The sequence below is a fragment of the Peribacillus sp. FSL K6-1552 genome (genome assembly GCF_038005205.1).
Classification (GTDB): domain Bacteria; phylum Bacillota; class Bacilli; order Bacillales; family DSM-1321; genus Peribacillus; species Peribacillus butanolivorans.
Genome location: NZ_JBBOST010000001.1, coordinates 3946672 through 3959538 on the forward strand (window position 1 = coordinate 3946672; position 12867 = coordinate 3959538).

At 38.7% G+C, this 12867-nt stretch carries 13 protein-coding genes; 4 read left to right on the top strand and 9 right to left on the bottom strand.

Annotated features, from left to right (window positions below):
• Nucleotides 1-27: 27 nt before the first annotated feature.
• The 4 genes from efp to NST21_RS18940 all read right to left on the bottom strand — a co-directional run bounded on the left by efp (nt 28) and on the right by NST21_RS18940 (nt 2730).
• Nucleotides 28-585 (bottom strand): elongation factor P, encoded by a 558-nt coding sequence (efp, locus tag NST21_RS18925; protein ID WP_034308328.1) that lies wholly within the window; start codon nt 583-585, stop codon nt 28-30.
• Between the two features lie 26 nt (nt 586-611).
• Complete coding sequence (locus tag NST21_RS18930; RefSeq protein WP_098176752.1) at nt 612-1673, bottom strand: M24 family metallopeptidase; 1062 nt, start codon at nt 1671-1673, stop codon at nt 612-614.
• A 1-nt stretch (nt 1674) separates the two neighbouring features.
• Entirely contained in the window at nt 1675-2121 is a 447-nt protein-coding gene (gene aroQ / locus NST21_RS18935) for a type II 3-dehydroquinate dehydratase (protein ID WP_056526000.1), read from the bottom strand.
• Nucleotides 2122-2214: 93 nt separating this feature from the next.
• Nucleotides 2215-2730, bottom strand: coding sequence for a YqhR family membrane protein (locus NST21_RS18940; protein WP_340890684.1), 516 nt, complete (start codon nt 2728-2730; stop codon nt 2215-2217).
• 356 nt (nt 2731-3086) lie between these two features.
• Here NST21_RS18940 and NST21_RS18945 point away from each other — a divergent pair, with 356 nt between their 5' ends.
• Complete coding sequence (locus NST21_RS18945; RefSeq protein ID WP_340890685.1) at nt 3087-4040, top strand: DUF1385 domain-containing protein; 954 nt, start codon at nt 3087-3089, stop codon at nt 4038-4040.
• A gap of 136 nt (nt 4041-4176) precedes the next feature.
• On the top strand, nt 4177-4551 hold the full coding sequence (locus NST21_RS18950; protein WP_053346927.1) for an SA1362 family protein: 375 nt from the start codon (nt 4177-4179) through the stop codon (nt 4549-4551).
• Nucleotides 4552-4569: 18 nt separating this feature from the next.
• Here the strand turns inward: NST21_RS18950 and NST21_RS18955 are convergent, their stop codons facing one another.
• The gene (locus NST21_RS18955) at nt 4570-5451 is read right to left on the bottom strand and encodes a patatin-like phospholipase family protein (protein ID WP_340890686.1); all 882 of its coding nucleotides are present in this window, start codon (nt 5449-5451) and stop codon (nt 4570-4572) included.
• Between the two features lie 84 nt (nt 5452-5535).
• Nucleotides 5536-6561: a spore photoproduct lyase gene (gene splB, locus NST21_RS18960; RefSeq protein ID WP_340890687.1), complete on the bottom strand. Its 1026-nt coding sequence runs from the start codon at nt 6559-6561 to the stop codon at nt 5536-5538.
• 137 nt (nt 6562-6698) lie between these two features.
• Here splB and NST21_RS18965 point away from each other — a divergent pair, with 137 nt between their 5' ends.
• The gene (locus NST21_RS18965; protein ID WP_340890688.1) at nt 6699-6884 is read left to right on the top strand and encodes a hypothetical protein; all 186 of its coding nucleotides are present in this window, start codon (nt 6699-6701) and stop codon (nt 6882-6884) included.
• Nucleotides 6885-6913: 29 nt separating this feature from the next.
• Here NST21_RS18965 and NST21_RS18970 read toward each other — a convergent pair whose 3' ends face one another.
• The 3 genes from NST21_RS18970 to NST21_RS18980 form a co-directional block, all read right to left on the bottom strand.
• Nucleotides 6914-8164: an MFS transporter gene (locus NST21_RS18970; RefSeq protein ID WP_340890690.1), complete on the bottom strand. Its 1251-nt coding sequence runs from the start codon at nt 8162-8164 to the stop codon at nt 6914-6916.
• Between the two features lie 207 nt (nt 8165-8371).
• Nucleotides 8372-10942, bottom strand: a complete 2571-nt coding sequence (locus tag NST21_RS18975) for a vitamin B12-dependent ribonucleotide reductase (RefSeq protein ID WP_340890693.1) — start codon at nt 10940-10942, stop codon at nt 8372-8374.
• A 389-nt stretch (nt 10943-11331) separates the two neighbouring features.
• Nucleotides 11332-12168, bottom strand: coding sequence for a lipoate--protein ligase family protein (locus NST21_RS18980; RefSeq protein ID WP_340890695.1), 837 nt, complete (start codon nt 12166-12168; stop codon nt 11332-11334).
• Between the two features lie 216 nt (nt 12169-12384).
• Here NST21_RS18980 and NST21_RS18985 point away from each other — a divergent pair, with 216 nt between their 5' ends.
• Nucleotides 12385-12768: a rhodanese-like domain-containing protein gene (locus NST21_RS18985; protein WP_053346934.1), complete on the top strand. Its 384-nt coding sequence runs from the start codon at nt 12385-12387 to the stop codon at nt 12766-12768.
• The last annotated feature ends 99 nt before the right edge of the window (nt 12769-12867 follow it).

Consider the following 12867-nt stretch of genomic DNA (forward strand, 5'->3'; position numbering starts at 1 on the left):
CGAGATATAATCTCGGACTTCTTCTAATTATGCGCGTGATACGTATGAACCTTCGTTTGTATTGATCAATAATTTGTCACCTTGATTGATGAAGAATGGCACTTGAACTGAAAGGCCTGTTTCAAGTACAGCTGATTTTGTTCCACCTGAAGATGTATCGCCTTTAATACCAGGCTCTGTTTCTGCAACTTCAAGTTCAACTGTGTTAGGAAGCTCGACACCGAGTGTTTCGGCTTGGAAAGTCATAATATGCACTTCCATATTTTCTTTTAGGAATTTTAATTCGCGTTCAATACTTGAAGCTGGTAGCTCGATTTGATCGTAAGTTTCGTTATCCATAAAGACATGGCTGTCTCCACTTGCATAAAGGTACTGCATTTTACGGTTTTCAATATGCGCTTTCGCCACTTTTTCACCCGCACGGAATGTTTTCTCTTGGATGGATCCTGTACGAAGATTACGAAGCTTAGAACGTACAAAGGCAGCGCCTTTACCTGGTTTAACATGTTGGAACTCGATAACCTGCCAAATTCCATTATCTACTTCAATTGTAACACCTGTGCGAAAATCGTTTACAGAAATCATAAAATTGTCCTCCTACATGTACATGTTTACAGAATGATTAACTCTTTTGATGAATGTGTAAGTGCTTCGTTACCTTCTATTGTAACGATTGTATCATCTTCAATCCGTACTCCGCCAACTCCCGGTAAATAAATACCCGGCTCAACGGTAACAGCCATACCTGGTTCTAGAATGATATCAGACCTCAAGGATAATGCTGGACCTTCATGAACTTCAAGACCAATTCCATGTCCTGTTGAATGTCCAAAATACTGTCCAAATCCTTTTTCTTCAATTAAATTACGAGTTAGTGCATCCGCTTCCCTGCCTGTCATCCCAGGTTTTATCCCGGCCATGCCACGCAGTTGCGCTTCTAAAACAATGTCATAAATATTAATAAGTTCTTCACTTGGCTGACCAACTGCTAATGTCCGAGTTATATCAGACACATACCCGTTATAGTACGCCCCATAATCTAATGTGACAAAATCGCCTTTTTCAATGATTTTATTCGTAGCCACTCCGTGCGGAAGAGCAGATCTTTTACCAGAAGCAACAATAATATCAAAGGAAGAAGAGGTGGCCCCTTGTTTCCTCATAAAGAATTCAAGCTCATTGGACACATCCAGCTCTGAAATTCCTGGGCGCATAAAATCCAGAATATGTGTAAAGGCAGCATCAGCAATAGCAGCCGCTTCCTTTAATATCTTAATCTCTGATGAAGTCTTTATCAAGCGTAAATTCTCAATTACTCCCGACACCGGCAAAAGTTGTCCTTCAATGACCTTTTCATATGCCTTATATGTCGCAAAAGTCAGATGATCTTGCTCAAAGCCGAGTATGCTTATATTCATCTCTTTAGCCTGTTTACCGACTTCTTCAATAATTGTCCCCTTGTGTTGAACAATTTCAAAGTCTGCTGCCTGCTTGCCCGCTTGTTCTACGTATCTGAAATCAGTAATGAATTTAGCTTCTTTTTGGGAAATTAAAACAACACCGGCACTTCCAGTAAAATTGGTCATGAATCGGCGGTTATATGTACTGGTAATCAAAAAACCATCAATGCCCACCTTTTCCATTGAGGCTCTTAAACGTTTCAGATTATTCATTTTATTTCTCCCCCTTTGCAATCTTTGTAATCGCCTGCAAAGCCAATTCATATCCGTGTATCCCCAAGCCGACAATCTGTCCCGCCGACACCGGTGCGGTAACTGATTCATGCCGAAAGCTTTCACGGGCATGGATGTTCGAAATATGTACTTCCACAACTGGAACATCAATTCCGGCAATTGCATCGCGAATCGCATAGCTATAATGAGTAAATGCTCCTGGATTAATAATAATCCCGTCTATCCCATGATCTTCTGACCAATGGAGCTTATCGATAATCGCTCCTTCATGGTTAGATTGAAAACAAGTGATTTCCACATTTAACCCTTGAGCCTGCTGTTGTAATAGAGTTTCCACATCCAAAAGCGTCGAAGACCCATAATGCGCAGGCTCACGTTTCCCTAAGCGATTTAAATTCGGACCGTTAATTAATAAGATTTTTGTCATTATCAAACACCTGCTCATAATTAAAAGAATGCTTTCCATGAACATTCTATCATAATTACAAATTGTCTTACTACTTTTTTACAACCCAGGCGTTCAGCTTCTCGACTGATTTTCAGCACCTTTATTATTATGACGAATATATTCCTGATGGTCGTAAGAAATAGAATATCCGACAAAAAGACCGTATAAAATAAAAATACAGATACTGGTTATAATGGACTTTGACGACATTTCCGAAAAGGATGGCAAATCAGAGAACATCGGTTTTAAGACAAATATCAGCAAAGCCCAGCAAACGGCACCAAAAAAAACACCTAAAAGAATACTTTTCATTTTTCTAAAAAGTCCATAGTATATTAAAGCAATCCCCACGGACAGAATTCCGAAGACGAGCATGGTCATCACCGTACCAAGCCAGCGATCAATCCATGTCATATTCGACCAAGAAGTAAGTATAAATTTGGGGCTAAACTCCATAAAATTAAAATAATGTGCTATTATTCCGGCAAAACTGGCAAGGAGCCCTCCAACAAAACCGATAGCTAATGCATTGTTGATTAACATGATTCTATTTTCCTGTTGATTTTGTCCTTTTTCATTAGAAGACATATCAAACACCTCCGCTACGTAGTATGCCCTTTGTTAAATAGAACTATTTTATTTTATCCGTAGTGAGGAGATTTACTAGAGGTTTTTGGATTTATTCTGTATGATAAAAACATAAATAATGTGCTTTTTTCAGAGGATTATGTCCATCCTCTGTTGAATTTTATATGTACACAGGATACTTCTTTCCTGCGATTCATCATTCATAAAGTATTTGCAAGGAGTAGGCCTCCATTTATTCGTCCATTGATCTTTGAGAGGGGCGGTTCTATAGGGTCTTATACCTTGTGAATACTTGATAATAAACATGATAGCACCCATGAGAGAGCTACGTGAATAACTATTAGGTTGGTGTAGAAATGTCTGAGGTTCAAAAACCCGTTTATGGAGGGCAGGCTGTAGTGGAAGGCGTCATGTTTGGCGGCAAACACCATACAGTCACTGCTGTCCGCCGCAAAGATTCAACGATTGTGTATTACCATATACCGCGTGAATCAAAGCCTGCTGTCAATCGCTTAAAAAAAATACCGTTTTTACGGGGAATTGTCTCACTGATTCAGTCGAGCGCTACCGGCTCAAAACATCTAAACTTTTCCACAGAGCAGTATGAAGAAGAAGGCGGGGAAAAGAAAGAAGAAAAGAAAACAGAAACAAAGGAATCTTCAAAACTAAGTGTATGGCTTGGAGTTGCCGTAATCGGGGTACTTTCCTTCTTATTTGGTAAATTGCTGTTTACACTGATTCCAGTCTTTCTTGCAGCATTAACAAGACCTATTTTTCCTGGTCAAATGGCTCAGGTTTTAATGGAAAGCTTGTTTAAGTTGATATTACTGCTCATTTACATTTACCTAGTATCCATGACACCATTAATCAAGCGAGTCTTTCAATATCACGGTGCAGAGCATAAAGTGATTAGTTGTTTTGAAAGCGGGAAAGAATTGACTGTCGCCAATGTGCAGGCAAGTTCACGGCTTCATTATCGTTGCGGCAGCAGCTTTATTTTATTTACTGTCATTGTTGGTATGTTTGTCTATATGCTCGTCCCAATCGACCCTTTATGGCTACGTGTCGTGGATCGAGTGTTACTTATTCCCGTCGTGCTCGGCATTTCCTTCGAGGTATTGCAGTTGACAAACAAAGTGAGAGATATTCCAGTTCTGCGTTACCTTGGTTATCCTGGTCTTTGGCTTCAATTATTGACTACAAAAGCTCCTTCCGACGATCAGGTCGAAGTCGCATTGGCTTCCTTTCATGAACTGTTAAGGTTGGAAAAAAGGACGGAAGAAGGTTTAGAAACGGATGTTATTGTGTAAAACATCTATCACAATATGATTATGAAAAATCATATACTAAACAAAGAGAATAATCTTCATTTTTTCAAATATTTTACATGAATAATGTTTAAAATAAGCTAAAAATGCTTATGATGCTCTTAAGGAGGTGGCTTTGTTGAAACGTTTCATATCATTCATGATATACGGAATCATCGCCCTCGGAGTCCTCGGACTAATGAGCCGACTGTTTAATGACCCGATTGGCTTTTTTAGAAACATTCTTATAATTGCCATTGTCGCAGGGATTATTTATATGATTTATACCGGATTAACAAAGGGAAAACCAGTAAAAAAAGAGCAACAGGCATTTCGAAAGGCTGCACGCCAATCGAAAAAAAGGCTAAAGAACCGAACTTCGAAAAAGGATAATGTGGCTAGCTTCTCTGCAGCAAAATCGTCTAAAAAAATAAAAGTGAGAAAGAAATCAGATAGTCACTTAACCGTCATCGAAGGGAAAAAGAATAAAAAGAAAAATCGGGCTTCTTTTTAAGAGCCCGATTTTTCTTTTTTAATATGTCCAATGCTTTAAGAATTCTCTAGTAAACTGACGACCACGATTCATTACCTCTCCTTTTTTTTCATCATTCAAGTTGAAATCCATAGCGGAGATCCCCTTCATCGGGATAAATACAATATTCTGAACATGTTTCTTGGAAATATAACGTGCATCATGGGCATCTTTCATTGTCTTGAATAGTGCTGAGAACAATTCAACCGAATTATCCACTTTATGCGGCTTCCATATCTCATCTGCACTAAGACGTAAGCCTATGACTGGTCGTTCCTTTCTTACATGGTCTGAATTAAATAACCACATTGGAAAATTGCTTAACACGCCTCCATCAACAAATAGAAACGTACTTTTCCCAACATTCAGCTTTACTGGTTCAAAAAAATATGGAATGCTACAACTCATTCTTACCGCCTTGGCCACTGGAAAAGTGATTGGATCGATTCCATAGTTCGGTAACTCATCAGGAAGCACTACCAATTTCCCATTTGTAATATCAGAGGTAATAATACGGAGAGAATTTGGTGGAACATCATTAAAGGTGACTACATTCCTTTCTGCTAGCTTACCCGCAACCCAATTTTCCAAGGCCTCCCCTTTATATAAACCTAATTTCCAATAAACAAGTAGCCACTTGGCAAGTGGGATAGGCAAAAGGCCCCGCCTCTTATCCAACAGGCTACTTAATTCTATATCAAGAAAAACCTCTTCCATTTCTTTTCCTGTATAACCTGCAGCTAAAAAAGCTGCTATAATTGAGCCTGCACTCGTTCCAGCTGTCCTTTTAAATACAAATCCACGTTCCTCCAATTCCTGCAGGGCTCCTACTAAACCATATGCCTTAATCCCGCCTCCGGAAAAAACGCCGTCAATAATCATTGCTGCCCTCCTCTATTCCGGTCTTTACATTTTTAAGCAGGATTAGAGCGATTTATGACTGATTTATATAGAAACAACCTTTCATCAGGTAAAATACTGAATTTCCGATTTTGGGAAAAACTTCGCTATATACCCTCGGATAGTTGATTCAAGTTCTGCTGCTTCTTCAGTTTGATACACATATTTCCCAATGCCATAGCGACCCCATTTATATTTCCGTTTCGTTTCATCAAGTTCCAATTTTGTTTTAGGGTAATTTTTTTGAATCACTTTTTTTGCAGGACCAGTAAACCTATGCTGGATTAGCTCAAAAGTTAAATCAGGAATATCCACCCCTTCTAATGCCTCACTTAACAGCTCGAATAGTTCAAAGTAGCCTTCCTTCCATGCTTCATGACGATATATTGGCGCAACGATAAAACCTAATGGGTATCCTGCACCTGCTACCTTGCGTGCCGCTTCCATTCTTTCCTCAAAGCTCGAAGTTCCAGGCTCAAAATTCTTGATCACGTAACGTGAATTAATACTAAACCGAAATCTTGTTTTCCCATTATGTTCGGCATCCAATAGATGATCGACATGATGAAATTTGGTTACAAATCGGAGAACACCGTATTCACTTTTACCAAAATATTCAATGGCCCTTTTTAATGAATGTGTCAAATGGTCAATGCCGACAATATCAGAAGTACATGCCGCCTCGAAGCGGGTAATTTCAGGTTTTCTTTCGTTTATATATTTTTCAGCTGCTTCGAAAATCTCATCAAGATTCACGTATGTCCTAATGTATGGTTTTGTACCTAGCGTCGTCTGTAAATAACAATAGTGACAGTGACCCATACACCCAGTAGCAAGCGGGATAGCATATTCTGCAGATGGCTTAGATGAGTCGAACTTCAACGTTTTCCTAATTCCCACAACCAGCGTCGACTTGGCGACACGATATTTTTGCAAATCATTATCCCCAGGTAAATCTCTAATTTGATTATGTGAAGTAGTTTCACGGATCTCAATATTCATATCCTCAAATTTCTTTTTTAATTCTCGGCCAAGCGGGTATTCCAGTGCTCTTGGCTCAATATATACTAGCTGTGGGATAAATGGTTTCATATACTTCTCCATTCTTTTTCGGATTTGTTCATACTTTTATTCAAACTAGACAATCTAACTTATAAGGATAGTTTTTCTTAATTCAATTATCCTCATGATTGATTCTAATTGGTAAATTCAAGTATGGGAGATGTAATATGACTAAAAAGCAAGACTTCTTGACAAATGGAATGGGTAAACAAGTAATTACCGTACAAACAGATAATAAATATCCCAATCCCCGGAATGTCCCTGGAGACTCTGTCGATGAATACTCGGTGTTAAAGGATGGAAACCAATACTTGGCCGAAAAGGAAATTGCCCAACAAAATGAAAATGGCTGACAAATGAATGCAGCAAAGAAGACCGAATCCTAAGACTCGGTCTTCTCTGCTGCTTTCATTTTCATTGTATTTTCTTTAAGGAGTTTAAACGCAAGGAAAAGCAAGATAATACCAAATACTCCGGCAATAATATAACTTATATTTAAATAGTTTTTCATTAACACTGACATGAGTGGTGGTCCTGCTGCAACACCAATAAATCGTGCAGAACTATAGAAAGAGGAAATTGTTCCCCGCTGTGTCTTTTCAATATTTTCAGTAATGAGCGCATCCAAAGTTGGCAGCATGGCACCAATCGCGATTCCTAATACACTTGTTATTATAAGCAGCAACACAATTTTTTCCTTCGTATAGCCAACAAAAACTATACTTCCTGACATTAATATTAAGCTAATCAATATAATCTTTCTCATCAACGATATGCTTCCTTTTATCTTCCTTCCCGCCACAAAAGAGGAGATACATAAGAAGAACAAAGGGATTGCCAAGACAAAGCCTTTTTTAATGCCTTTTAAATCATGTAATTTTTCTAGACTTTCCGATAAAAAAAATAACACTGCAAAAAGAACAAGCATGACAAAAACGCCCAATAGGAATACAACGGAAAGCCACTTCCCTCCCTCCTCAAAGGTTACTTTCGTTTTATTTAAAAATTCTTTGAACTTTATTGGTGCATGATTATTCTTCGGTACTTTTATAAAGAAAAAAACGAGAACAATCGAAATTAAACTAAAAAAGGAAATAGAAAAGAACGGTAAAAACCAAATAAGTGAAGCGAATAAGGATCCTAAAATCGGACTTAACACTTTTCCGAAGGTATTCGATGTTTCAATTATGCCTAAACAGGAACTTGTTTTCTCATCATCAGCTTTATAAAGGTCCCCTACTAATGGCAAGACGATTGGAGTTGCCCCAGCAGCACCAATCCCTTGAAGAACGCGGCCCAAGATAATCCAGGTATACGGATTGTCCATCTTCCAGGAAACAAAACCAGCAATCAAACCACCTATCAAAGCTAAAATAAGGCTGGGTAGGATAACTTTTTTCCTTCCAATGCGATCAGACAAGTAACCTGCTACTGGAATTAGAAAAATGGAAGCGATTGAATAACTGGTGATTATCATACTCGACTGAAAGGATGTTATGTTCACTTTTTCTTCAAAAACCGGCAACACCGGAATAAGCATAGAATTTCCTAGTGTCATGACGAGCGGAATCGAAGCCATGCTTACAATACACCAAGCACTTACCTTCGTATTATCGCATTTCTGATTTTCCATTCATACACCCCATCATAGTTATTACATTGTAGTTTAACCATATATAAAGAAAAGCCTTCACGAGAACTAATAACAATTAATAGTTTACAAACCAATAAAAGGTAACCTTTAAAATTTCAAAATATTGAATACACTCTTAGATTTGCAAAAAAAAAGCCGTTAAGATCAGCTTTTCAGCTATACCTTAACGACTTTCTTAAATTAAACTTATAGGCCGCATTTTAATTGTGCGCCACAATTCGTGCATGTATTACATCCGCCCATTTCCTGAACTTCACCTTTACGGCAAACAGGGCAGGTGTTACCTACTTCCGACCCAATCGTAACATTCGTCGAACGCAGTTCATTTATCGTATCAACCAATACGACTTTTTTCTTTTCTTCCACATCTGTTAATTCATCCATTTCAAGTTGCTCATCCATTTGGTTTTCTTCCGCTTTAAGCGTAAGAACCTGACTGTCACGGCTTCCATCTACATACACCGTACCGCCTTTTGCTCCGCCTTTGTATAGACGTTCATATACTTTTTCTACTTGTTCAACGGTATATCCTTTAGGAGCGTTAACCGTTTTACTAATCGAACTGTCAATCCATCGTTGAATAATGCATTGAACGTCAGCATGAGCTTCAGGAGCCAATTCCATTGCAGAAATGAACCATTTCGGAAGCTTTTCTGGATCCGCTTTTGGATGACGATCCAAGTATTCCTGTACGATGTCAGCCTTAACCTCAATGAATTTACCAAGACGACCGCTACGGAAATAGGTGAAAGAGAAATATGGTTCAAGACCAGTTGATACCCCAACCATCGTACCTGTGCTGCCTGTAGGAGCAACTGTCAATAAATGAGAATTACGGATGCCATGTGCAGCAACACTTTCTCTGATATCTTCTGGCATTTTTTCCATAAATCCGGTTTGAGTGAAACGCGTTCTAAGCTCATTCGTTTCTTCATCAGTTGACCCGATTAGGAACGGGAAACTGCCCTTTTCTTTAGCAAGGTCTACTGAAGTCCTGTAAGCTGTAGTTGCAATCGTTTCAAACACCTTGTCTACCAGGATATTCCCTTCTTCAGACCCGTACTCCGTTTCACAATAGATTAACAAATCATGTAGACCCATAACACCAAGACCAACCCGTCTCTCGCCGAGTGCTTGTTTCTTGTTTTCATCTAAGAAGTAAGGGGTTGCGTCAATGACGTTATCCTGCATACGCACACCCACTTCTACGGTCTGCTTAAGTTTCTCAAAGTTAACTGTTTTGTTATCTTTATCAGCCATTTCTGCTAAATTGACAGCTGCTAGATTACATACAGAGTATGGAGCCAGTGGCTGTTCACCACATGGGTTGGTTGCTACAACTTGTTGTCCGTATGCTTTTGCATTTGTCATCTCGTTAGCATTATCAATAAAGAAAATACCCGGCTCTGCAGAATAAGTAGCACAAATATTAATTAAGTTCCAAAGCTCTTTAGCTCGGATTTTACGGTAAACACGGACTTTGCGGCCCATTTTTTCCCACTCGCGTACATCACCGACATTGTGCCATTCTTCATTATAAATCGCCATTTCTTCAGCATTATAGCTTTCAACATCCGGGAAACGCAATTCATATTCGCCATCTTGTTCGGCAGCTTCCATAAATTCCCTAGTCAAGCAAATCGAGATATTGGCGCCTGTTAGAAAATCGGCATTATGGACACTGTACGTTCCGCCTGTACGAACCTTTTCCTCGGCCTCTCTAATGATTTTCTCGCTAAATCCGCCTAAACCCGGAATCTCTTTATAGTTGATAATACCTTGGTACATAGCCGTTTCCTGTTCGGTATGCGGAGTGAATTTTAATTTATCTGTAGCGTACTTTTTGATGGTTTCATCTTTTGTGTTTTCCACTAAGTAGCGAAGAATCCGTGGATTTTGCATTTTCGAAATAATGAACTCAGCAATATCTGGATGCCAATCCGCAAGCATAATCATTTGTGCACCGCGTCTGCTTCCGCCCTGTTCAACAAGATGGGTCAATTTCGCAATATCATCAAGCCATGAAACTGAACCGGAGGATTTTCCATTTACCCCTTTTGCCAACGTATTTCTTGGACGAAGTGTCGATCCGTTCGTACCTACACCGCCTCCGCGGCTCATGATTTCCATGACTTGCTTTCTATGTTCGGAAATTCCTTCGCGTGAATCCGGAACAAATGGCATTACATAGCAATTAAAATAAGTAACATCCGTGTTAGAACCGGCTCCATATAATACACGTCCTGCTGGGACAAAATTAAGGTTCTTTAATTCTTCATAGAACTTATTGAACCATTCCGTTCTTTTTTCTTCAGTCTTTTCCACTGAAGCCAATCCCGTTGCATTACGTTTTGCAATTTGTTCATAGTATATTTCAAGCGGCTTCTCAATGATATCAAGCGGTCGATTTACAATCCCCGTTTCCACTTCTTCCGGGTTATCTAATGCTCCGCGGAATTCATTATCCACTAATACCTTAGCTTTTTTCGTTTCCCAATCTATTTCAACGATGTAACCAAGACCCCGTGCAGGGAATTTCGGATCTTCCTTAATCGTCAATACTACAAAATCGCCAGTCGAGAGCGTAATTTTTTCAGTATCCTTAAAAGAATAGCGGTCAAGCATAACTAGACGGGACACGCCTTTATGCGTCATTTTCATATCAGCTGTTACAGGATGGACCTGGGGAAATAAAGAAATATCCTTATTCAACCTTTCTAGATCAACCTTTAAAGCTTCTTTTATTACAACCGACATAATTCCCTCTCCTTTATATGTTTCAAGATCCGTTCTTGCTGCAAAAATCTATATGTAGTCTTACATGTCCGTTTCGCTTAACAAGTTACCCTAAATTTATCATAGCGAAACTTAAAAATCAATATATAGTGTCGTAATAAATATTCCGACTACTATATATTGTGTTTGTGTTGATTAACTTTTAATTTTGTCAAACGATAAATCAATTAATATAGTTAGTAAAAGGGAGGAAAATGTCGATTTATAATAATTTTTCATCAGATTTCAATTAATTTGAACCTTGCTTTTTCCCTGTCCTTGTTAGTGCTTATCGTTGCAAGGAAAAGCTTATTTGTTTGCAAAAATCTGAAAAAACATTTTTATTATCTGTTCTAATTATCCTGCTTCTTCTATCTCAAAAAATTCCATTCATCGCTTTCATATTTGCTTTCTGCAATGGCTTTCACTTCCTGCAATTGCTGTTCAGTGAGGACGTATGGCTCTAATTCAATCGAAAGTCCATCGGCAAAACCTTTTTCAAAAGCATCTTTTGCTTCTGGGATGGTAATCTTTCTTCCGGCAATGTCATTTATGGCCACGGCTTTGTTTTTTAAGTTTTTTTGCATTCTCTCTTTAACCCTGTCATTTGAGAATTTAAATACGCTAAAGAGCTTTTCATCATCAAGTTCAAGTAAAATGGCCCCGTGTTGAAGGATGACGCCCTTTTGCCTTGTTTGTGCACTGCCAGCTACCTTACGGCCCTCAACGACCAATTCATACCAGCTTGGCGCATCAAAACAGACGGAAGACTTGGGTGCTTTTAAAGCCGCTTTCTCCTGATCGGTTCGAGGTACAGCAAAATAAGCATCCAATCCAAGATTCCTGAACCCCATTAATATCCCTTCAGAAATAACTCGATATGCTTCAGTAACAGTAGTAGGCATTCCCGGATAGGATTCTGGGACAATTACGCTATAAGTCAATTCATGTTCGTGCAGTACAGCACGTCCTCCTGTTGGTCTGCGAACAAAACCGAGGCCCTGCCTTTTAACTTCTTCTATATCAATTTCAGATTCTGCCTTTTGAAAATAACCAATCGACAATGTAGCTGGGTCCCAACCATAAAAGCGTATAATCGGTGGTATTTCCCCTTTACTCTGCCAGTTTAAAAGAGCTTCGTCCATCGCCATATTAAAAGCCGGTGAACAATATCCAGAATCTATAAATCCCCATTTTTCTTTTGTCATCCTTACCCCTCATTTCATGTAGACTGTTTAAAAGTAAGTCAGTAATTCCGTCATAAAAAAACTCACATTTAGTAGTTTAACAGACTTTAACACTCTAAAAAAGAAAGTACCATTAAGTCGATAAAGAATTTTACGAAAATATTTTTTGATTATTAGTTAAAGCAATTATATAATAAAGATTGTCTGTATTCGTTAGGTAGAAGGGAGTTTTTATGTTTGGAATTATTATATACACTGCTCATCATCATAGGAGTGGTTATTGCGTATTCACTTTTTAATTGGTACCGCCAGCGTAAAATCGTTAAAACGTTAACACAGGATGAATTTATTGCTAACTACAGAAAAGTACAACTAATCGATGTGCGGGAACCAAATGAATTTGATAATGGTCATATCTTAGGCGCAAGAAACATCCCTATGACTCAAATGAAAACACGCCTGGTCGAAATTAGGCCGGACAAGCCTGTATACTTGTACGCTCAAAGCGAAATCATCAGCGGAAGAGCTGCAGCCATGCTATACAAAAAAGGCTACAAAGAACTGTTTCACCTAAAAGGCGGTTTCAAAATGTGGACCGGTAAAATTAAAGCAAAGAAATAAGAACCCATCTCCGCATGGGCTCTTTTTAATTAAAGAGCTATCATACTAAAAATTGAAATGAAATGCAGTCTTATAGCTTATTATGTCTTATGGTATATT